Origin of the sequence: Sorangium sp. So ce117, from assembly GCF_051524395.1 — a bacterium.
GTDB lineage: Bacteria > Myxococcota_A > Polyangia > Polyangiales > Polyangiaceae > Sorangium > Sorangium cellulosum_B.
On the sequence record NZ_CP150309.1, the window covers coordinates 11778595 to 11800016 of the forward strand.

At 70.7% G+C, this 21422-nt stretch carries 14 protein-coding genes and 1 tRNA gene; 9 read left to right on the forward strand and 6 right to left on the reverse strand.

Features of this window, described 5'->3' with window-relative positions; all coding sequences use genetic code 11:
- Nucleotides 1-488 precede the first annotated feature (488 nt).
- Nucleotides 489-1523: a sulfotransferase family protein gene (locus WMF46_RS44120; RefSeq protein WP_437982709.1), complete on the reverse strand. Its 1035-nt coding sequence runs from the start codon at nt 1521-1523 to the stop codon at nt 489-491.
- Between the two features lie 628 nt (nt 1524-2151).
- On the opposite strand from WMF46_RS44120, the gene mxcH reads away from it, so the two are divergent.
- The 6 genes from mxcH to WMF46_RS44150 all read left to right on the forward strand — a co-directional run bounded on the left by mxcH (nt 2152) and on the right by WMF46_RS44150 (nt 8780).
- On the forward strand, nt 2152-4734 hold the full coding sequence (gene mxcH / locus WMF46_RS44125) for a TonB-dependent siderophore myxochelin receptor MxcH (protein WP_437982710.1): 2583 nt from the start codon (nt 2152-2154) through the stop codon (nt 4732-4734).
- A gap of 53 nt (nt 4735-4787) precedes the next feature.
- Entirely contained in the window at nt 4788-6098 is a 1311-nt protein-coding gene (locus tag WMF46_RS44130; protein ID WP_437982711.1) for a hypothetical protein, read from the forward strand.
- A 47-nt stretch (nt 6099-6145) separates the two neighbouring features.
- Nucleotides 6146-7759, forward strand: a complete 1614-nt coding sequence (locus WMF46_RS44135; protein WP_437982712.1) for a PepSY-associated TM helix domain-containing protein — start codon at nt 6146-6148, stop codon at nt 7757-7759.
- The gene (locus WMF46_RS44140) at nt 7752-8099 is read left to right on the forward strand and encodes a hypothetical protein (RefSeq protein WP_437982713.1); all 348 of its coding nucleotides are present in this window, start codon (nt 7752-7754) and stop codon (nt 8097-8099) included. Before WMF46_RS44135 ends, WMF46_RS44140 begins: the two co-directional genes overlap by 8 nt.
- A complete protein-coding gene (locus WMF46_RS44145; protein ID WP_437982714.1) occupies nt 8092-8367 on the forward strand; it encodes a hypothetical protein in 276 nt (91 codons plus the stop codon). The genes WMF46_RS44140 and WMF46_RS44145 overlap by 8 nt, the downstream gene beginning before the upstream one ends.
- Nucleotides 8368-8693: 326 nt before the next feature.
- Nucleotides 8694-8780: transfer RNA gene (locus WMF46_RS44150), tRNA-Ser, on the forward strand.
- Between the two features lie 201 nt (nt 8781-8981).
- Here the strand turns inward: WMF46_RS44150 and WMF46_RS44155 are convergent.
- Together WMF46_RS44155 and aspS are read right to left on the reverse strand one after the other, a co-directional pair.
- Nucleotides 8982-10367, reverse strand: a complete 1386-nt coding sequence (locus WMF46_RS44155; protein WP_437905396.1) for a DUF4388 domain-containing protein — start codon at nt 10365-10367, stop codon at nt 8982-8984.
- 193 nt (nt 10368-10560) lie between these two features.
- Entirely contained in the window at nt 10561-12522 is a 1962-nt protein-coding gene (gene aspS, locus WMF46_RS44160) for an aspartate--tRNA ligase (RefSeq protein WP_437982715.1), read from the reverse strand.
- 200 nt (nt 12523-12722) lie between these two features.
- Here aspS and WMF46_RS44165 point away from each other — a divergent pair, with 200 nt between their 5' ends.
- The gene (locus WMF46_RS44165; protein WP_437982716.1) at nt 12723-14711 is read left to right on the forward strand and encodes a hypothetical protein; all 1989 of its coding nucleotides are present in this window, start codon (nt 12723-12725) and stop codon (nt 14709-14711) included.
- A gap of 46 nt (nt 14712-14757) precedes the next feature.
- On the opposite strand, the gene WMF46_RS44170 is transcribed toward WMF46_RS44165, so the two are convergent.
- Genes WMF46_RS44170 through WMF46_RS44180 form a run of 3 tightly spaced genes read right to left on the reverse strand, consistent with a single transcriptional unit; the run spans nt 14758 to nt 19131 of the window.
- Nucleotides 14758-16932, reverse strand: a complete 2175-nt coding sequence (locus tag WMF46_RS44170) for a transglutaminaseTgpA domain-containing protein (protein ID WP_437982717.1) — start codon at nt 16930-16932, stop codon at nt 14758-14760.
- The gene (locus tag WMF46_RS44175) at nt 16929-18155 is read right to left on the reverse strand and encodes a DUF58 domain-containing protein (RefSeq protein ID WP_437982718.1); all 1227 of its coding nucleotides are present in this window, start codon (nt 18153-18155) and stop codon (nt 16929-16931) included. Before WMF46_RS44175 ends, WMF46_RS44170 begins: the two co-directional genes overlap by 4 nt.
- A gap of 10 nt (nt 18156-18165) precedes the next feature.
- Nucleotides 18166-19131, reverse strand: a complete 966-nt coding sequence (locus WMF46_RS44180; RefSeq protein WP_437982719.1) for an AAA family ATPase — start codon at nt 19129-19131, stop codon at nt 18166-18168.
- Between the two features lie 424 nt (nt 19132-19555).
- Here WMF46_RS44180 and WMF46_RS44185 point away from each other — a divergent pair, with 424 nt between their 5' ends.
- Together WMF46_RS44185 and WMF46_RS44190 are read left to right on the forward strand one after the other, a co-directional pair.
- Nucleotides 19556-20584 (forward strand): decaprenyl-phosphate phosphoribosyltransferase, encoded by a 1029-nt coding sequence (locus WMF46_RS44185; RefSeq protein ID WP_437982720.1) that lies wholly within the window; start codon nt 19556-19558, stop codon nt 20582-20584.
- On the forward strand, nt 20584-21324 hold the full coding sequence (locus WMF46_RS44190) for a CPBP family glutamic-type intramembrane protease (protein WP_437547035.1): 741 nt from the start codon (nt 20584-20586) through the stop codon (nt 21322-21324). The genes WMF46_RS44185 and WMF46_RS44190 overlap by 1 nt, the downstream gene beginning before the upstream one ends.
- The last annotated feature ends 98 nt before the right edge of the window (nt 21325-21422 follow it).

The following is a 21422-nucleotide window of genomic DNA, read 5'->3' on the forward strand; positions in this document are numbered from 1 at the left end:
GCCCGACGACGAGGCCGGTTCGCACCCCAAGGCTCTCGGGCTCCGCACCTCGCGATGCACTGCGCCGTGATCGATCGCGAGGCGCCAAGAAGCAGTTTACCTACATGTCGCAGATCCTGCGCCATGCGTGAAAATGAACATTACTTTCAATATCGTCTTGGTCGTCATGTGAATCACTTACCCGAGTCAGTCAAGGGAAATGAGCGGCATCGCTCAAAAGAGCTCCTGTCACGAACGAATGGCGCGGCGATGGCGGCGCGTCCGGGACCGGTGCGCAGCGCACGACGGAGACCTCGAATCCGTCCGCCGCCTGGGCCGCGGACGCTCATGACTCACGCCTTGGTCCAGGCAGCAGGAATGTCATTCAGGGCGCGATGCCCATCCATCCGACGGATGAGAGCATCGCAAAAATCCGCATCGGAGCTCGACGCCTCGACGGATCCGCGATCGACGCCGATCTGAAGTCGTGTGGGGCGATCCGATAGGCTTCATCCCTCGGTGTCGTACCCAAGACGCTGAAGGGTGGGATTCGCCTTGCGGCCGAGCGTGCTCAACAATGCCTTGGGCCACTTGCGCCATGGCTCTTCTGCGGCGAGGACCTTGCCCCCTGTGGCGAAGATCTTGTTGTCTCCCATGCCATGAAGCTGTTGCTTGCCCAATTTCTTGTTGACGAGCTCGTCTGTCCATGGCTCGTGCAAAAACTCGAACAGCTTCTTGCCCGTCGACAGCGGATCCCTCGTGAACTCCTCGTATCGGACGAGGAAACATCGATCCGTGTTCCTCTCGTAGAAGTCCATCGTCGACTCATTGTTCGAGACCCATTCGTTGAGGTATGTTTCGACGTCCAGGCTCGTGCCGCCGTTCAGCGGCAATCCGTCGCGCATCGGGAATCTCGATGCGCACGAGTGCGCCACGCTGAACCCGTGTCGTACCGCGTAGATGAACTGAGCGCGGTAGTCGAATATCGCGTCCAGGAGATCCAGCTTGTGAGGGATGAACAGCTCCTTCGAGGCCCATCGCCGCTTGCCCTTGCTCGCCGCATACTCGCTGTAGATGGCGTCGACGAGGCGGCCCATTCTCAGAAGGAAATGCGTGAACGGCTCGTTGAGCAATTTCATCGCGCGATGGCCGGTGGTGAACAACCGGTCCATCGCGACGATCTCGCCCGCGACGAAGGCCTCCGGGACGGCTGACAGACCGTCCGCCGCGTTGAGCAGGTACGACAGCAGCGTCGTCCCAGACCTCCTATTTCCAACGATGAAGATTGGAGTGCAAGAGAACTCCTTGTCCGAATGGATGGGTTTTCGCACGATCTCCGCGTCCGGAGATCGGGCAAGACAGCTGTCTTTCTCCTCGTCGATAAAGAAGTACCTCAAGACGCCGGGTAATTGGCCTAAGACGTCGAGTTGACCTTGGGCCTCTTGACGAAGCGTCGCATCCCCGGATTTCTCCTTGACCCGAGAGGTGAACTCCGTGAGGCGCTCGATGACTTGTTGGAGCTCATTGATGTGCCGAAGATCCATGCGTTGCCCTGTGTTGTGGTCTTGTTTGCGGTTCGTTGCCTGCGTGAGCGCGTGCGTGTTGCCCCGCGTGCGATTCGCAGATTCGCTACCCGGCACCGCCGTCGGCGAACTGCGCGACGACGGCTTGCTCGCCGGGAGCTAGACGGCCCGCGTCGTGGAGTCCCCCGCGCCGCTGACGCCGTGGGCCGTCACGGTGCTGTATCACACATCGAAAATGAATATCGTTTTCAATTTCATGAAGGCCAATTACTTGCCGGCGCCGGTCCTGTCAAGGGGAACGTGCGTCCTGGGCGGGCGCCGAGCCCGCGGGCGTGTGCGGTGGGATTTCCCAGTCCCGAGCCGCGACGAACCTGCGGTGGTCGCGGTGGCGTCGGCGTCGCCGGGCGATCGCACGCAGCCGCCAGCATCGCCGCAGAGGTCCGATATTCCAGTAATGATGAAATGTTGCCTGTGGCAGCAAAAATTGGAAGCGGAATGAAATTGATTTCTGTTTTCATCTTGACTACTGGCAAACTCGTCCATGGACGTCAGCTCGGTTTCCCGGCCCCCGCGTCCCGAACCGCGGGCCAGGTCAAAGGTCGATGGGGTGGCGCGAGCTCCTTTTGCGCTTCGAGGCCCGCTCGTAGGGGTGTTGACCTTCCTGCTGCCCAGCGTGCAGGCGCCCGCGTACGCTCAGCCCGAGCGCGCCGCGGCTGATCGGGAGCCGACCGTGAGCGCGCCTGCCGCTGGCTCGCCGGGCGCCGATCGCTCACCGCCCGGCGCCGAAGGCCCCCGGCTCGAGCCGCCGCAGCTGCTCGAGCTCGCCGAGGCCGAGTACCCCCAGGAGGCCCGAGCGGCGCGACGGGAGGGCACGGTCGTGCTGAAGCTCCTGGTCGACGCGGCGGGGCGCGTGACCGAGGCCGAGGTCACGAGTCCAATCGGTGACGGGTTCGACGAGGCCGCCCGCGCCGCGCTGCTCCGGTCCCGCTTCACGCCGGCGCGTCGGGACGGCTCCCCGGTCGCTGCGCGGATCCTCTACAGCTACGAGTTCCGGCTCCCCGAGGAGCCGAAAGCCGAGCCCTCCCCGTCGGCTGGGGGAAGCGGGGTCGCGGCCACGGGCGCGGCAGCGACCACTCCCCCGCCGGCGAAGGGGTCCGACCCGGCGAACAACGCAGCGCCAGCCGAGGTGACCGTGCGCGGCGCCGCGATGGCCGAGCGCCTCCGGCAATCCGCGCAGGCGATCACGGTCATCGAGACCGAGGAGGCGCAGCGGAGGACCGCCGACCTGGGCGAGGTGCTCGCCCGCACCCAGGGCGTCGGCGTGAGGAAGAGCGCGGGGCTCGGCTCCTGGTCGCGCTTCTCGCTGAACGGCCTCACGGACGAACAGCTCCGCTTCTTCGTCGACGGCGTGCCGCTCGATCTCGCGGGGTACCCGTTCGGCGTCTCGAACGTGCCTGTGAACCTGGTCGAGCGCGTCGAGATCTACCGCGGCGTGGTCCCGGTGCGCTTCGGCGCCGACGCGCTGGGCGGGGCCGTCAACCTGGTCACGGATCGGGACGTCCGCGGCACCCATGGCGCAGCGTCGTACGAGATCGGCTCCTACGACACCCACCGGCTCACGCTCTCGGCGCGGCACCTGCACGAGCCGAGCGGCTTCTTCACCCGCGTGAGCGGCTTCTTCGATTACGCAAAGAACGACTATCCGGTGGATGTCCTGGCGGTGGACTTCAAGACCGGGCGCAAGGACACAGAGCCCACCCGCGTCCGCCGCTTTCACGACGCCTACCGGGCGGCGGGCGGGAGCGCCGAGGTCGGCTTCGTGAATCGGCCCTGGGCGCGGCGCCTGCTCCTGCGCGCCTTCGTCACCGATTACGACAAGGAACATCAGCACAAATTCGGCGTCATGGAGTTGCCCTATGGCGAGGTCACGAACGGCGAGACCGCGCCGGGCGCGACGCTCCAGTACGAGCAAGGGCTCGGCCGAGGCGTCGCCCTCGAAGCGCTCGTCGGGTACACGTACGGGCGCGCCACCTTCCTCGATGTCAGCGAGTGCAACTACGACTGGTTCGGTCGCTGCCGCAGCAAGCGCCCCAAGCCAGGCGAGGACGAGACGCCCCCCCGGGATCGGGTGTTCCGGGAGCACAGCGGCCTCGGCCGCCTGAACCTCCGTTACCGGCCCCACCCGGAGCACGCGCTGCAGCTCTCCGTGTCTCCGACGTTCATCACCCGCACGGCAGAAGAGCGCAGGCAGGACAACCCCCAGGCCCGCGAGCAGCTCAGGGGCACACACAGCCTGTTCACCTGGGTGCACGGCCTCGAGTATCAGCTCAACCTGCTCGACGATCGCCTGGAGAACAGCTGCTTCGTGAAAGACTACGTGCAGCTGCTCCGCATGAAGGGGCGCCTCCCGGGGCTCCACGGGTTCTTCGACCAGCGGGAGCGCGACACCCATCAACTCGGCTTCGGCGATGGCCTCCGCTATCGCTTCTTCGAGTGGCTCTACGCCAAGGCGTCGTACGAGTGGACGACGCGGCTCCCGCGGCCCGTCGAGGTGTTCGGCGACGGGGCGATGATCGTCGCCAACCTCGCGCTCAAGCCCGAGACGAGCCACAACGGGAACCTCGGCTTCACGATCGACGCGCGCGACACCGCGCCGGGCGCGTGGCGGCTCGACGCGAACGGCTTCGTCCGCGCGGTCGAGCGGCTCATCGTGCTGAACAACCGCACGGACTCGATCCAGTACATCCACGTCTCGGGGGCACGGTCGCTGGGCATCGAGGCCGCCGCCGGCTGGACGTCGCCGGGGGAGCACCTCGCCCTCGACGGCAACATCACCTATGAGGATTTTCGCAAGACGTCCGACGAAGGGAACTTTGCTCGCTCCCAGGGCGAACGGATGCCGAACCGGCCGTGGCTCTTCGCGAACGGCTCGGCGCGCGTGCAGCTCCAGGAGGTCGTCGCGCCGCGCGACGCGCTCTCGCTCACCTGGGATACGCGCTACGTGCACGAGTTCTACCTCGGCTTCGAGAACTGGGGGCAGGTCGAGTCCAAGGCCAAGGTGGACTCGCAGCTCCTGCACTCGCTCGCGCTCACCTACGTCGCGCGCGACGAGCCGCGCACGGTGAGCTTCACCATCGAGGCTCACAACATCACCAACGAGCGGGCCTCCGATTTCTACGGTGTCCAGCGACCCGGGCGGACGTTGTTCTCCAAGGCGACGCTGGAGATGTGATGACGACGATGTCGAGGTGAGCCGTCTCGCTCGCACGACAGAAGGAGGCACAGATGAGTGTGAATCAGCGGAAGCAGCGGTCATCGACCCGAACGAGCGCGACGGCCTTTGCTCTCGTGCTCCTGGCCGGCGTGCTCGGTAGCGGGTGCGGCGACGACGAGACGTCGAACCCCGCCGGCCCGAGCGGCAGCGGCGGGCAGGGCGGCGGCGGGCAGGGCGGCGGTGGCGGCGGGCAGGGCGGCGGCGGGCAGAACGGCGGCGACGCGTTCATCGTCGCCACGCGCGTCTGGGACGACACCGCGACCAACTCTTACTTTCACGTGCTGCCGTCGATCGATCCAGGAACGGAGGTCGACCCGTCCCAGGCGCTCGAGATCCCCGGATCGGCACGGCTGTTCGCGTTCGAGGGGCTGGGCTGGTTCGGCATCGGTGAGGCCCAGGCGCCGACGATCTCGCGTTACACGCTCGACGGCGGCACGCTCGTCAAGGGAGATTCGATCAGCTTCCAGCCCTTCGGCGTGAAGAGCCTCTGGCCCACGAATTACATCATTTCTTCGACGAAGGTCTATCATCCCGATCGCGCGGGCGAGCAGATCGTCGTGTGGAACCCCACGACGATGGAGGTCGAAGGGACGATTCCGCTGCCGGACACGCACCGCGAGGGCTATCTGGCGCTGTACGGATACGGGTCTGTCCTGCGCGGCAAGACGCTGCTCGTCTCGGTGGGGTGGGTCGACTGGACGACGACCGACACCATCCTCCCGGAGACCGGGCTCATCGCGATCGACACCGAGACGGACACCGTCGTGCGGTTCGACGTCGACGACCGGTGCGGCGGGATCACGCAGCCCATCGAGACGGCCTCTGGCGACGCCTACTTCGTGAGCTCGGCGCTCGCTGCGGCGACCTATCACCTCGATCGCCTGGAGACCGAGCCTTGCGCGCTGCGCATCCTGAAGGACGCGGACGCCTTCGATCCGGACTTCGCCTTGCACCTGAGCGAGCTGACGGACGGCGCGATCGCGGGCGATCCCATCCCTGCGGGCAGGGACGGCATCTTCCTCCGGGTGTTCGACGAGGAGCTCGCCACGATCGACGAGGAGACCAAGATGTCCGGGCTCACGGGCCAGCCGGCGTGGCACTGGTGGCGGTGGGACACCGCGGCGAACGAGGTCGAGGCGATCGCGGACCTGGCTCCCTCGCCCGCGAACGTCTCCTTCTTCGAGATCGACGGCAAGGTCTTCACGATCGATGAGGGGAGCGACTCCACGGAGAGCACGCTGATCGAGCTCACGGCCGAGGGCGGCCCGAAGCTCGGCCTGAAGACGCCGGGGTACCTGCACGGGTTGGCGAAGGTGAGATAAGCTCGCGCGGCGCGCGGCGCTCCGCGCGAGGGACAGGTTGACTCGCGATGGCCAAGAAGCTCTCCCGCCATGCCTTCACGACCTTCTGGGACGTGCACGCCTGGACAGGTGTGATCGGTGGGCTCTTGCTCTACGTGATGTTCCTGTCGGGGGGGATCACGCTCTTCCGGCGACAGCTCGCGGTGTGGGAGGAGCCCCTGACCCAACAGCGCTCCTCCGTCGAGCAGGTAGGGCTGCAGGCCACGCTCGATCAGGGGCTCGCCGCTGCGGGGACGACACCGGAGCAGCTCTGGTTCGACGTGCCGGAAGGCGGGCTGGGCGCCGCGCGGCTACTCTACTTCTCGCAGGGCAAGGCGGTCACGTCGTGGGTCCACGGGGGGCTCGTGCCCGAGCGAGAGCGGCTGTCCGATTTCCTCTACGACCTGCACTACCTCTGGCACCGAGCGACCGGCGAGTGGCTGTTCTATGTGGCCGGTCTCCTGTGCGTCGCGCTCCTGCTCGCGCTGGGGACCGGCGTTCTCATCCACCTGAAGGACATCGTCCGGCAGTTTCATCAGTTCCGGCCGGACAAGACGCGCCGTGTCCTGTGGTCGGACATGCACAAGGTGCTCGGCGTGATAGGCCTGCCGTTTCAGCTCCTGTACGCGTACACCGGCGCGTTCATCGTGTTCCTGGGGGTGCTCGTCGGGGTGTTCACGGGCCCCGTGTTCGGCGGCGACGCCGCGCGGGCGGACCTCTCCGCCTGGGGGGCGTCCTTCGCGGACGAGCCGGCGCAGGGGACGCCCGCTCGCGGCCTGACGCTGGACGAGCTCATGGCCCGCGCGCGCGCCGCGGAGCCCCGGCTCGTGCCCGAGAGATTGCGTATCTGGCACCTCGGCCTCGACAGCGGGACCGTCGATATCCGCGGCTCGCTCGAGGGCGTCCCGTTCACGCGTGGCAGCGTGCGCATGCGGCTGCGGGCGATCGACGGAGCGGTCCTATCGCTCGACGCGCCGGGCGCCGAGGGCGCGCGCAGCGACGTGTTTCGCTGGATCTATGGCCTCCACTACGCCGATTTCGGCGGCATTACGCTTCGCATCCTGTTCTTCGTGCTCGCCCTGGCGACGTGCGCGACGATCCTCACCGGCAACTGGATCTGGCTCGCTCGACGGGAGGCGCGGCAAGAGCGCCTCGGCAACCGCCTCCTCGCGCGGCTCACCGTGGGCTTCGGCGCGGGGACCGTCGTCGCGACCGCGGCGCTGTTCCTGGTGAGCCGGGCGTTCCCCTTCGACTGGGGCGCGCGCGCGGCGGCCGAGGAAATGACGTTCCTGGGGGTGCTCGTGCTCTGCATCGCCTGGGCGCTCGCCGCGCGTGACGGCGGGCGCCTCTGGTCGCGGCAACTCGGGCTCGCGGGGCTCTTGCTGCTGCCGGTCCCCGCGCTCGCGGCGCGCTGGTCGGGGGCGGGGCTCTTCGGCGCGGGGCCGAAGCTCGGAGCCGTCGTCGCCGTCGACGTCGCGCTCCTGCTGGCGGCCGCGGCGCTCTGCGCCTCTGCGTGGGCGCTTCGCCGGGCGACCTCGCGACCTGCGGCGCGGCTGCTGGTGACGCGCCACGCGCCGCAGCCTTCGTTGGCCCACGGCGGGGCAGGGCTCGTGGCCAGGCGGCAGACGGCGTCCCATGGTTGAGGCCGCATCGGTCCTCTCGGCGTATCTCGCGTTCGCGTTGCTCCACGGGGCGCGGCCGGAGCGCCTGCCGTTCGGCGTCGCGGCGCGGCTGCGCGCGAGGCGCGAATGGCGCGCCTCGGCCCGGGTCCTGGCCGCCGCCTTCTTCTCGCTGTCGGTGTGGCTGTGGAGCCGGGCCGAGGCCGGCGCGGCGGCGTTCCTCGTCCCCTTCGCGACGCTCCTCTGCGCCGCGAGCGCGTTCGTCCTGCTCGCGCCCGTCTGGCCGCGCGCCGTCTGGGGCCTCGCCCTCCTGTGTCCGCCGGCCATCGCCGCGCTCTCGCTCCTCGGAGCGCGCCATGGCTAGCCGACGCCTCGCCCACCTCGACTCCGCGCTGCGTGTGCTCGCGGCGCTGGTCGGGACTCTCCCGCTCGCCGTCCTGGCGAGCGTGTGTCTCGCGCGATTCGCGCCGCTCGCCGAGGAAACGCGGTCCGCGCTCGGCTTTTCGCTCGTGGTACCGCTCTGGCTCGCGGCGATGTGCTTCGCCTTCCTGGCCCGCAGCGCGGCCCGCGCGTGGGGGGTCTGCGCGGCGCTCGGCGCCGTGTTGCTCGCCCTCGCCTACGTGGTGCCGTGATGACGGGCGCGCGCCCCTGGCGACCGGAGCTGGCCCGGCGCCTCCGGCGCTCCTCGTCCGTTCGACGGTGATCGGCCGATCCGAGCGCCAAAGGACGAGCCTGGCGGGCCGCTTTCCGCGCCGTCCGTCCCGCCCACTCGGAATCCGTCGCCGCCGGCATCCCCCTGCACGATCTTTTGTGCACGGCGACAACCTCTTTGGTATGTTGCCGCTCCCTCGCCGCCGCGATGAGCGTCGGACGAGCCAGCGTTCTTTCTATCGTCATGCATCGAGGTCCGCGCTGCTCCTGCGCTGAGCACGGGGCGGGTGGACCATCCTGGGTACCAGGAGAGGTGGCCGAGTGGCTGAAGGCACACGCTTGCTAAGCGTGCGATCGGGAAACTGATCCGCGGGTTCGAATCCCGCCCTCTCCGCCGCGAGAACGCTCAGCGCTACGCCCATCGTGCGGCGGCCTGAGCTCCGCGAACACGCGAACACGCGAACAGACGAGCCCCGTGCGATACGGGCCGCGATCGAGCGCGCCGCTGCGCGCGAGCAACGCGTGGGTGGTCATCGCGCCGTCGCGGTCTCACGCGGCCTCATGCGGGACCGCGTGGCCCTCGCGGCCGCGGCGCTCAGGCCGCCCTGGTCCTCAGCACCCGCGACTGGAGGAACTGGTAGATCGTCTTGATCGCGTCGAACGAGCCGACCGCGCTCTCCTTGATCACCTCGTTCACCGTGCGCGAGCCGTTGACCGCGCCGAGCACGAGCTGCTCCATGCGCGTCAGCTTGCCGGAGCCCACGCTGTCGAGCGCGACCTGGTCGACGACCACCACCTGGTCGAAGTTGATCGTCCCCTCCATGAGCCGCCACTCGTCGACGCGCCGGAACCCCTCGAGGACCAGCGCGGACACCGGGAGGCCGAGGTGCGCCTGCTCGACCTCGGGGCGGAACGGCTCGCGCGTGAACGAGAAGCGCCCGTAGGGCCAGCGCAGCACCTCGTAGATGAGCTCGCTCGACTGCCGCTCCAGCACGGCGATGAGGTCGTCGTTCGTCGCGACGCCGGCCTCCACGAGCACCTGCCCGAGCAGGGCGTGCGGCCGCTTCGCGCGGAGCAGCGCCTCGAGCCGCTCCCGCGTCAGGAGCCCGCGCTCGATGAAGTAGCGCCCCAGCTTGAACTCGTCCGACGAGTTGCGCGCCTGCACCAGATCGATGAGCCCCTGGCGGAGCGAGATGGTGACCGACGCGCGGTTCGTGGTCACCCGCATCACGCCCGTCTGCCGCTGCATCTGGAGCAGCTGGAGGATCTCGGCGAGCGGGATCGCGGAGACGTCGCCGCTCATCACCTCCTTCGCGTCCGCGGGCGTATCGTCGAGGTCGCGGAGCGTCAGGGTCAGCTTGGAGACGACCTCGCTCGTCATCACGCGGGCGACCGCCTGCATCACCGCGGCCTCGTTGGTCCGCGCCTCGGGCGAGAGGCCCATGATCGCCGGCGTCATCACCGTCGACAGCTGCTGCGCGAACTCCGCGCCGGCGCGCTGGCGCATGTTCCTGGCGAGGAGGCTCGGCCGCACGCTCTCGGCGATCGTGTCCTCGTCGGGCATCTTCGCGCCCTCGGGCACGGGCCGCGCGCGCCCCTCCGCCGCCTTCGAGAGCGCGCCCTCGATCACGGCGACGAGCGCGCGCGCGTCGAACGGCTTGGTGATCGCGTCGACGGCGCCGGTCTGCTGGACGAACTGCCCCCTGAGCTTGTCGCCCTTGGCGCTCATCAGGACCACGGGCACGTTGCGGTGCGACGGGTTCGAGCGGAGCTCCCGGCAGAAGGCGTAGCCGTTCATCCTCGGCATCACGAAATCGAGGAGGACGAGATCGTACTTCGGCCCCTTCTTGACCAGCTCGATCCCCGCGAGCCCGTCGCGCGCCACGGTCGGGTCGAACCCATTGCGAGCGAGGATGGCGCTGACGACCTTCAGGATGGTCGGGCTGTCATCGACAACGAGGACTCGCGCCGGGGAGGCCATGGCGAAGGATACAGGCCCTACCCTACCAGAAGTGCGCGGCCTGCAAACATAAAGGCCAACGCGGACGGCCGCGCGCGGCGAGGCAGAGCACAGCGAGCGCGGTCGCGGCGGCGCGCGCGACCGGCGAGAGGCCCGCCGCGCCGCCGCCGCCGGAGGTGCATCATGCCATCCCGCGCGCGCCCCCCGACTGGCATCAGGCGCCGGCGCTGCCGGTGCCCGTCGCGCCTTGCCGGGTGTCCGCCCGGGGGTCCCCGGCCGCGACCGCCGTCTTCACGTGAAGCTCGGCGAGCTGCGCGGCGTCGACGATCACGGGCGCGCCCGTCATCTGATCCGTGCCCTGGTTGGTCTTCGGGAACGGGATGACGTCCCTGAGCGTCGGCGCGCCGCTGAGCAGCATCGCGAGCCGGTCCATGCCGAGCGCGATGCCGCCGTGCGGGGGCGCCCCGCTGCGGAGCGCGTCCAGGAGGAACCCGAACTTGTCGCGCGCGTCGTTCTCGTCGATGCCCAGCGTCTTGAAGACGCGCGCCTGCACCTCGGGATCGTGCAGCCGGATCGAGCCGCCGCCGATCTCGAACCCGTTCAGCACGAGATCGTAGCGGTAACACTCCACGCGCGCCGGATCGCTCTCGAGGAGCGGGACGTGCTCGTCGATCGGCCGCGTGAACGCGTGGTGCGCGGCGGCCCAGCGCCCCGTGTCCTCGTCGAACTCGAACAGAGGTGGGTTCGTCACCCAGAGGAACCTCCACTGGTCCCCATGCCCGTACTCCGGGATGAGCCCCATCTTCTTGGCGACGTCGATGCGGAGCTTCGCCATCACGGTGTGCACGACGGCTTCCTTGCCGAACTGGAAGCAGAGGACGTCGCCCGGCTTGGCGCCGAGCACCTCGTTCAGCTTCTGCCGGAGCTCCGGCGTGATCGACTTCGTGAGGGGCGATTGCGTCCACGAGCCGTCCTCGGCGAGCTTGGCGCGCGCGAGGCCGCGGAAGCCCTTCACGTCGCGGAGCCCGCGCTCGAGGTCCTCGGTCTGCTGGCGGGACAGGTTGGCGCTCGCCGGGATCACGAGCCCCTTCACGATCTCGGCGGGCAGGTCGCGCCGCAGCTTGCCCGACTTGAACTTCTCGGCGAGCTCGACCCAGAACGGCACCCCGCCGCCGTTGTGCTCGATGATGAGCTCCGTGAGATCGGTGTGCTCGATCCCGAAGCGGAGGTCGGGCTTGTCGTTGCCGAAGCGGCGCATCGACTCGGCGTACGGCATGCGCGGGAAGCGGCCCGTCGGGTAGAGCTCGGTGAGGTCCTTGCCGAGGGCGGCCTTGAACACCGCGAAGACGAGCCCCTCCATCAGCCCGAAGACGTCGTCCTGGTTCACGAACGACAGCTCGACGTCGATCTGGGTGAACTCCGGCTGCCGGTCGATGCGCAGGTCCTCGTCCCGGAAGCACTTCACGATCTGGAAGTAGCGGTCGAAGCCGGCGACCATGAAGAGCTGCTTGTAGAGCTGCGGGCTCTCGGCGAGCGCGTAGAACTTGCCGGCCGAGATCCTCGACGGGACGAGGAAGTTGCGCGCCCCGCCCGGCGTGTACTTCACGAGGAAGGGCGTCTCGAGCTCGAGGCAGCCCTTGTCCGACAGGTAATTCCGCGTCGTCCGGTTGATCTCGTGGCGCATCCGCAGCGCCCGCTGGAGCGGGGCGCGGCGCAGGTCGAGGTACCGGTGCTGCAGGCGGATCTCCTCGCGCGTCTCGATCTCGTCCGCGATCTCGAACGGCGGCGTCTCCGCCCTGTTGAAGATCGTCGCCTCGGCGACCCAGACCTCGATGGCCCCCGTGTCGATCTTGTCGTTCACGTTGCCTTCGCGGCTGACCACGACGCCCCGGACGCCGATGACCCACTCGGACCGGGCCTTCTCGGCGGCGGCGTGCGCGTCGACGAGGTCCTTCTCCTCCGCCTTCAGGCCGTGCTTCCTGATCGCCGCGAGGTAGCTGCGATCGAAGACGATCTGCGTCACGCCGGTGCGGTCGCGGAGGTCGATGAAGATGCAGCCGCCGTGATCGCGGCGCCGCGCGATCCAGCCGAACAGCACGACCTCCTTGCCAATGTCTGCCTGGCGCAGATCGCCGCAGCGGTGCGTCCTCTTGAGCTCATCGATGAAACGGGACACGAGCCGACCTCCGATTTTCCGTGGGAGGGGCGACTCTAGCCCAGGTCGCCGCTCACCGCCTCTCCGTATCCTCCGCGCCCCGCGCGCGGTTCGGCGGCGGATCGGCGCCGCGCGCGCCGCGCCGCCGCCGCCGAACCGCGCGCGGCGCCGGGGTGCGCCGGAACTTGGCCCGGCCGCGGCCGATCTGGCATGGCCGCTCGGTGGGCTCCGGAGAGAAACGCTGCTGGCTCGATCGGTCGCTCGCCTTGCTGTCGGCCGCGCTGCCCTTCGGGCTGTCGCTGGCCCGCGCCGCCTCTTCCGGGCAATGGCGGGAAGATCTCACGGCCGTCCGGGATCTCGGCCTCGTCGCGGTCGGCGTTGGCGGCGGCCTGTCGACGGCGCTCTCGCAGGCGCTGAGCCTGATCCCGCTGGGCTCCCGCACCTTCCGCACCGCCCTCGGATCGGCGCTCGCGCTCGCGCTCGCGTCGCGCCTGCTCTACGGGATGGTCCGCCGCCTCCTCCTGGAGTCCGCGCGGCCGGCGCCCCTCCCGGGGCTCTCGCTCTGGCGCAAGCTCCGTGGCGGCGCGGCCGAGCCGACCCCCGCCGGCGCGCGATCCACGCCCGCCGCGCCCGCCGCGCCGGACGCGCCCGGCGGCGCCGTGAGCCCGCGGCTCGCCTCGGTGCTCTCCGCGATCGCCGTCCTCACGGCGGCCCTGTCGCCGACCTGGCAGCGCGAGGCGACGGTCGGCGGCGGCGCCATGATCGCCACCTGCTGCGCGCTCGTGACGCTCGCGCTCGCGTCGACCTGCGCCGAGCAGGCGCGGCACGCCGGGCGCGCGTGGATCGCGCTCGGCGCGCTCCTCGGGGCCACGTTCGCCGAGAGCCCCCCCGCCGGCCTCGCCGCTCTTGCGGCGTCGTACGCGATGTTCCTCGCGCGCGGCGGCGCCCAGCGCGCGGGCGGGCGCCCCGAGGAGGCCTCGGCCGGCGGCCCGCCCCGGCGCATGCTGGGCGCCGCCGCCGGCGCGGGGGCGCTCACGGCCGCGCTCCTGCTCGCGCCGCTCGTCCTCAGGCCGCTCGCGCCGCGCGCCTGGGCCGACATCGGCCGCGCGCTCACGGCCGGCAGCCTCGCCGCCCTCGACGTCGCGAGCGCCCGCACCACGGCGCTCGCCGCGTGGAGCCGCGAGATCGGCGTCGTCTCCCTGCTCGTCGCCGCGGCCGGGCTCTCGCTCTCGCTCCTGCGCCCGCGCGCGCGGTGGCTCGTCGCGCCCTTCCTCGTCCTGCTCGCGCTCGACACCCTCCTGCCCGCGCGGGCCGCCGGCGTGCTCTCCGCGGATCCGCTCACCCCCCTGCGCTCGCTCGCGGTCGCCGCGATCGCCGTCGGCTCGGCGCTCGGGGCGCACGCCGCGGTGCGGGCGCTGCTCCACACGCGCGTGCCGTTCTCGCGGAGCGGCGCGGCGCTGCTCGTCGTCTTCCAGCTGACGCTCGTCGCGCTGACGAGCGAGGAGGCAGGCTTCGCCGCCGATCGGAGCGAGCAGACGGCCGCCGAGGTCTGGACGGACGAGGCGTACGGCAGCCTCGATCCCGGGTCCGCGATCCTCGTGCGATCCCCGGCGATCACGTGGCGGGTGTGGGCGGCGCGGATCACGCGCGGCGAGCGGCCGGATGTCCTCGTGGTCCCGATCCCGCTGCTCGATCGCGGCCACGTCGCCGGGAGCCTGCTCGCCGACGAGCGCAAGCTCGCGCCGCTCCTGCGCGATTTCGCGCTCGCGGGCGAGCCCGGCGAGTTCGCCCTCTCCACGCTGGCCGACGTCCGGCCGCTCCACGTGGAGCTCGATCCGCGCTGGTCGAAGAAGCTGCTCGGCCACCTGAACGTCGCCGGCATCTGGCTCGAGTACGCCCCGCAGCCGCTCGGCGCCTCGGATCGCAAGCTGGCGACGGCGCAGTCGATCGTGCCGCTCCGGCGCGTGCTGGAGTCGCTCTCGATCGCCGCGGTGCCGGACACGTCGACCGCGGCCGTCCTCGCGTCCACGATGCGAAGCCAGTCGGACGTCGTGAGCCTGCTCGGCGAGCGCGTCGTGGCGCAGTCGTTCGTCGACCGGCTGGGCGAGCTCGCGCCCCAGGATCCGTTCATCTCCGGCGGCCCGAGCCGCCGCGCCGTCGCCGGCATCCGGCAGGCGTTCATCGCGAAGCGACCCTTGCGCCGCCGTTGATGCGGTCCGCGCGTCTTCCGCGCGCCTTCCCGGTTCCCGGCCGCGATCAGGACGACGCGGCCAGCGCGCTCTCGCCCGCGGCGCGCGCCCGCCGCTCCGCCCCGCGCAGCGCCTTGACCCGCCGCTCGAAGTCGCGGCTGTCGTCCTCCGAGAGCGTCGCCCCGCCGAAGCGGGCGCGCAGGTAGACCTGCGTGAGCGTCAGGATCTCGCGCGCCAGCGGGTGCTCCGCGACCTCCAGCGCCTCGGCGTGGCGCAGCGGCGGCAGGCTGGGTGGGCGCGGCACGCCCTGGACGAGCATGGCGGCCTCCAGGCTCTCGTAGAGCGCCGTCGCCAGGATCGCGCTCGGGGTGCGCCCGGCGTCCGCGCGGCGCTCCTCGCGCCCGCGGCGCGTGCGGCGGAGGCGCCAGTAGAGCACGCCGCCGCCCAGCGCGAGCGCGACGGCGGCGACGGCGAGGATCCGCGGCCGCGACAGCGAAAGATCGCTGCTCGATCCGGACCTCCGGTAGCGCGACGTCAGCGTCTGGAGCAGGCCCACCTGCTGGTTCAGGTCGTAGCCGACGACGTGCCTGTCCCAGCGCTGGCTCGTCGCCTCGATGAAATCGCGGAGGTACGCCCAGGCCCCGACCAGCTCGCTCTTCGGCGCCGCGTCGGCCGGCGGCGTCGGGTCGAACGTCATCCACCCCTCGCCGTCGAGGTACACCTCGACCCACGAGTGGGCGTCGCCCTGGCGCACCGCATAGAACCGGCCGAAGCGGTTGTAGGTGCCGCCGACGAAGCCGGTCACGTTGCGCGTCGGGACGTCCACCGCGCGCAGCAGGATGGCCATCGCGGTCGAGTAGAACTCGCAGTGCCCGCGCTTCGACTCGAACAGGAAGTGATCGAGCGGCTGCGGGTCCGCGCCCGACGGCGACGCAAGGTCGTACCGGTACTCCGTGCGCAGGTGCTCCTGGATCGCCCGCGCCCGATCGGCCGGACGATCCACGCCTTGCGTCCACTGTTGCGCGAGATCGACGACGCGCGACGGCAGATCCCTCGGGACCTCCAGGTAGCGCCTCCGCTCGGCGCCCGGGAGGCGCTGGAAGGTCGGCGCCCGCTTCCGCGACAGGAAGACGTCGTAGACCAGCCCGCGATCGTCCGTGGGCTGGTACCTGAGCTCCCCCTCCGGCCCGCGGTAGGCCATCGTGCTCGCGTCGATCCCGAGCTGCCCGCGGTGCTTGAGCCGGAGCCCCGTCGCGTTCGGCGGGAGGAAGATCACGGGCGGATCGATGGGCTCGAGATCGATGCGCATCACCGGGTCGAGCGCCGGGTCCGGGTACCGCTCGATCGGCACGAGCCCCCCGTCGCTCTCCGTGGGGCGCTTGAACGTCTCGCTCTGGGTCCAGGTGCGGCCGTCGTACGCGTCGAGCGCGGTGCCGCGCAGGTGCATGGTCAGGCGCGGGGGCGGCGGCTCCGGGAGCTCGGGGATCTCGACCCGCATCGCCAGCTTGGGGTCGCTGCGCAGCACGCCGACCGCGCCGAGGTCGACCTTGCCCGAGAAGCCGATCATCCGCCCGGTGTGGCCGCGGTTGAGCAGGAGCAGCGAGAGGCCGACGCGCGGGAAGATCACGAACAGCAGCGCGGTGAAGGCGAAGATCGGGACCGAGAGCAGGCAGGTGACGGCCAGGAACGAGCGCCCCACGACCCGCCTCGATCGCAGGATGCGCGGCACGTCCACGGGCAGCCCCGTCCGGTCGCGCGCCCCCTGCCGGTAGTTGCCCTCGACCTCGCGCCGCAGGTGGCTGAGCACGAGCGCGCCTGGCGCGACGACGAGCACCCCCAGGAAGCACAGCCCGTAGCCGATGCCGCCGCCGAGGACGGTCCCGGCGATGAGGTGCAGCAGCGCGAGCACGATGACCTGCTGGTCGTGCGCCGCCCCTTTGCGCGTCGCGAGCCGGATGATCTGCAGCGCGGCGGCGAACTCCACGAGCACGTCGAGCACGCTCGCGTCGGTGGCGACGATGCGGACCACCTGGACGGCGATGACGGCCAGCAGGATGCCCGTGTCGAGGTGGCGGAGCGCCGGGTGCCGCTGCCACGACTCGCGCACGACGAGCGCGAGCCCGAGGCAGATGAGGAGCGCCCAGCTCACGTAGCGGTTGAACTGCCCGCTCGCGACGAGGGCGATGACGCCGAGCGCCGCGAGCGCGTCGGTCATCACCCGGTGCACCATCCCGAACCTCATGACGCGCCCCTCGGCGCGCCGGCGCGGCGCTCACCGCTGCTCGGGCTCGGGCTCGGGCTCGATCCCTGGCGCAGCGGCGCGCGGGCGTTGCGCTCGGGCGCCCGGCCGTCGTCGACCGCGTCGAGCAGCGCCAGGAAGCGGAGGATCGCGTCGGAGCCGATGTTGCGATCGCCGCGCACCCGCTCGCCCAGCGTCGTCGCGACGACCACGGCGTCGCCGCGCTTGATGTGGGCGACGGCGCGCGACGCCGCCTCGCGGATCCTGCGCTCGAAGGTCGGCGCGAACGCGTCGCCCTCCCCGGCGGGGCGCACCGTGTCGACGACGATCTGCACGTCCGGCCGCGTCTCGCGGGTGCGCTCGCGCAGCACCAGCTGATCGCGCATCGTGCTCTTCTTCCAGTAGATGTCGCGCGGATCGTCCCCCTCGCGCATCGGCCGGAGGCCGAAGGTCTCGTCGCCGCCCCCGCGCCCGCTGAGGCTCGCGCCGCCCTCGCGCCGGCCCGCGTCCTCGACGGGGAGCCGGACCGGATCGACCGCGGGGTAGATGATGAGGTCGCCCTCGGCCTCGACCTCCCTCGATTTCTCGAACAGCCCGAAGGGAAAGCGGGTCGCGATGCGGAACCCTGTGTGCCTGTCGCGGCCGCGCCTCGCCGGCGTCCGCCGGTACGCGGCCACCTGCGCGCTGGAGGGGCTGATCTTCAGGAAGAAGCAGCGCTTGTCGGCCGGCTGGCCGGCGCGCAGATCCTCGACCTCGATCGCGTACGACGGCACGCGCTTCTTGTGGTTGTAGACCTCGATCTCGACGAGGTGAGCCCGGCCCACCTGGGCGCGGGCCGGGAGCCGCCGGGTCACCGTGAGGTGCTGCAGCGACAGGTCGCTCATCACGCCGGAGACGACGATCAGCGACAGCAGCATCCCGAGCAGCAGGTAGAGGAGATTGTTGCCCGTGTTGATCGCCGCGAAGCCGACGCCCAGCGTGATACCGAGGTAGTACTTTCCTTCCCGGGTGAACTTGAGCTTCCGGGGCGGCCTCAGGAAGAGCAGGACCCACGTCCACAACGACGCCTTGTCCCCGCGCGGGGGCAGCAGCGGGCGCTGCTCGACGAGCGGCCTGTCACGCCTCGGCTTGCTCGGCCGGACGGCGCTCCGCCCCGCTGCGCCGGCGCGCTCGGCGCCGCGGGAGCTGCCGCTGAGAGATCCCCGCTCCCTGTCCTCTGCGCCCATCGCCCACCCCTCAGAGGGGGACCGGCACCCGCGCCACGAGGTCGCGCACCGCCGCCTCGCACTCGTCGCGGGTCGGCATGTAGCCCTCCGCGTGGGCCGAGAGCCGGACCCGGTGCGCCAGCACGGCCACCGCAAGGTTGTGGATGTCGTCCGCGATACAGTACGAGCGTCCGTAGAGGACCGCGCGCCCCCGGGCCGCGCGCGCCAGGTTCATGCCGGCGCGCGGCGATGCGCCCAGCGAGAGGGTCGGGCTCGACCGCGTGGCCGTGAGCACCGCCTGCAGGTAGGTCGCGAGCGACGAGTCGAGCTCGACGCGATCGACCTCGCGCTGCAGGGCGACGAGCTGGGCCGGATCGATGATCTGCGGCACGTTCCGCGCCCGGTCGGGCTCGCCGCCCTGGAGGAGCAGCCGCATCTCGACCTGCGGCGGCGGGTACCCGATCCGGATCCGCACCATGAACCGGTCGAGCTGCGACTCCGGCAGCGGGAACGTGCCCGCGAAATCCTGCGGGTTCTGGGTCGCGAGCACGAAGAAGGGGTACGGCAGCGGCGTCGCCGTCCCCTCGATGGACACCTGCCCCTCGTTCATCGCCTCGAGCAGCGCCGACTGGGTCCGGGGGCTCGCCCGGTTGATCTCGTCGGCGAGCAGCACATTCGCGAAGATCGGCCCCTGCCGGAAGACGAATTGCCCGAGCCGCTGGTCGAAGACGCTGACCCCGAGCACGTCGCTCGGCAGCAGATCGCTTGTGAACTGAACGCGACGGAGCTCGCCCCCCACGGCCTTGGCCAGCGCTCGGGCCAGCGTCGTCTTGCCGACGCCGGGGACGTCCTCGATGAGGACATGGCCCCGGGCGAGCAGCGCGATGAGCGCCAGCTCGACCGCCTCTGGCTTCCCTTCGAGGGCCTGCTCGACGGCAGAGCGAAGCTTCAGGAGAATAGGCGAAGCTTCACGCGCGACCGAGAGCGCTGATGTCATCGGGGGCGATGGTAGCACGAGGTCACGGCGCGCCTGCGGGGATGCGCATTTTGCGTTCCACGAGCCGGGCTGGCGGGTGCGAACCCGGATTCGCGACCTCACCGCGAGGCCGCCGGACCGGGTGCGCTGCGCCACGTTCTTCCCGGTTCGTGGCCTGGAGGGGCATCGGCGCTGCCGCTGGCGCTCGGTTTCGTCGGTTTCGTCGGTCTCGGGCGCCGCGCCCCCTGTGCTTTTAACTTGCCGCGGAATGGCCGGGGCCAGGGCGCCCGAGTATGCTCCGCGCGCCGTGACCGCCTCGGGGCCCCTTTTTCGCAACAGTGCCGCAGGCTTCCCTGATCAGGAGGCGCCCGGCGCCGAGGCTCGCCCGGATGCGGGCGCGCCGGACGCGCCGGCGCCTGCCGAGCAGGGCGGCTCGCCCGCTCCGGTGAGCTCCGTCCCCGCCGGCAAGCCTCCGTCGTCGCCTCCGCGGAGCGCCGGCGCGCCGAGCTCCGGTCCGCCGGAGAGCGGGCCCCCCTCGGGCGGCTTGATAGCGCAGCCGCCCCTGTTGCCCGACTCGCCGAGGGGGACGCTGCTCTGGCGTGTGCGCGGGATGATCCGCGCGATGCGGCCCCACCAGTGGGTGAAGAACCTCTTCGTCCTCGCCCCCGTGGTGTTCGCCAAGCACCTGACCCACCCCTCGATCATCATGAGCGCGATCGGGGCCTTCGCGATCTTCTGCCTGCTCGCCGGCGCCGTCTACATCCTGAACGACATCGTCGACGTCGAGGCCGATCGGGTCCACCCGGTCAAGCGCTTCCGGCCGATCGCCTCGGGCCGCGTGCCCATCCCGGTCGCCAAGGCGATGGCGGTCGGCCTCGCGGTCATCGCGCTCGGCGCGAGCCTGCTCGGCCCGCCGCTCTTCGCGGTCGTCGCCGCCAGCTACTACGTCCTCAACGTCGCCTACTCGTTCCGGCTCAAGAAGATCGCCTACCTCGACGTCGGCTGCATCGCGATCTTCTTCGTGCTGCGCGTGCTCGCAGGCGGCTTCGCGACGAGGACGCCGCTCTCCGGCTTCATGATCGCCTGCACCGCGCTGCTCGCGCTCTTCCTCGGCTTCGGCAAGCGTCGCCACGAGCTCGCCTCCGTCAACGCCTCGAAGCAGCGCGCGGCGCTCGACGGCTACTCGCCTGCCGCCCTGACGGCGGCGCTCGCCGTGACGGGCCTCGCCACCTTCGCCACCTACCTGGCGTACACGCTCGACCACGACACGCAGCGGTTCTTCCAGAACCCGTACCTCTGGCTCACGGCGATCCACCCGCTCTTCGGCGGGATCCGGTTTCTCCAGCTCGTGGCCGGCAGCGCGAGGTCGGAGAGCCCCACCCAGGAGATCCTCCGGGACACGCCCTTCGTGCTGAACGTCGTCATGTGGTCGGCCGAGGTGCTGGTGATCGTGTACCGCCTGAGGCCGTCCTGATGCTCGGCGCCGGACCGGAGCTCGCCCGGCCGGGGGCGGCCCCTGCCGGCGACAAGCCCACTGCGAAGAGCGATGCGCTGACCGATCTCGCGCTGACGATGCCGATCTTCGTCCTCTATCACCTCGGCGTCGCCTTCCTCCCCATCCGCAACGCGGCGGATCCGGTCACCGCCGAGCTCCGCGCGCTGGCCAAGCACAGCCTCCCGCTCTACGCGGGCCTCACCGTCGCCGTCGGGGCCGCGTTCGTCCTCGTCCTTTCCATCCTCGGCCGAGGCCACGCCCTCCAGACGAGGCGCTTCGCGCTGCTCGCCGTCGAGGGCGCGCTCTACGCCATCCTGATGCGCTTCGCCGGCGCCTATGTGGTCGGCTCCCTCCGGCTCGGGCCGCCCGCCGCGTCGAACGACATCTTCACCGGGGTCGTGATGTCGCTCGGCGCGGGCTTCTACGAGGAGATCGCCTTCCGCGCCGGCCTCTACGGGCTGGGCGCGCTCGGGATCAAGTTCTTCTTCGGCAAGGGGGTCCAGGGGGTGGTCCTGATGGTCGGCTGGGCGGTCGTGGCCGCCGCCGTCTTCTCCGGCTGGCACTATGTCGGGTCGCTGGGCGATCCCTGGAACCTCCCCTCCTTCGTGTTCCGCATGGTGTGCGGGCTCGTTCTGACGGCGATCTACGTCTTCCGCGGCTTCGCGCCGGCCGTCTGGACCCACGCGCTCTACGACGTCTGGGTCCTCGTGCTCCGCTGAGCCCGAGGCCGCCCCGAGCGCGGGGGCGAGGCGCGCGCCGGGCGCGGGAACGAGGCTCATCGCGATCCGCTGCCATTTGGCGCTATGCTTCGCGCCTC

Bases quoted from the DNA above. Each gene is read 5' to 3' on its own strand.
- WMF46_RS44135 (WP_437982712.1), top strand. From the start codon at position 6,146: ATGGCCAAGAAGCTCTCCCGCCATGCCTTCACGACCTTCTGGGACGTG.
- WMF46_RS44140 (WP_437982713.1), top strand. From the start codon at position 7,752: ATGGTTGAGGCCGCATCGGTCCTCTCGGCGTATCTCGCGTTCGCGTTG.
- WMF46_RS44120 (WP_437982709.1), bottom strand. From the start codon at position 1,523: ATGGATCTTCGGCACATCAATGAGCTCCAACAAGTCATCGAGCGCCTC.
- WMF46_RS44190 (WP_437547035.1), top strand. From the start codon at position 20,584: ATGCTCGGCGCCGGACCGGAGCTCGCCCGGCCGGGGGCGGCCCCTGCC.
- WMF46_RS44155 (WP_437905396.1), bottom strand. From the start codon at position 10,367: ATGGCCTCCCCGGCGCGAGTCCTCGTTGTCGATGACAGCCCGACCATC.
- WMF46_RS44130 (WP_437982711.1), top strand. From the start codon at position 4,788: ATGAGTGTGAATCAGCGGAAGCAGCGGTCATCGACCCGAACGAGCGCG.
- WMF46_RS44180 (WP_437982719.1), bottom strand. From the start codon at position 19,131: ATGACATCAGCGCTCTCGGTCGCGCGTGAAGCTTCGCCTATTCTCCTG.
- WMF46_RS44170 (WP_437982717.1), bottom strand. From the start codon at position 16,932: ATGAGGTTCGGGATGGTGCACCGGGTGATGACCGACGCGCTCGCGGCG.
- WMF46_RS44175 (WP_437982718.1), bottom strand. From the start codon at position 18,155: ATGGGCGCAGAGGACAGGGAGCGGGGATCTCTCAGCGGCAGCTCCCGC.
- WMF46_RS44145 (WP_437982714.1), top strand. From the start codon at position 8,092: ATGGCTAGCCGACGCCTCGCCCACCTCGACTCCGCGCTGCGTGTGCTC.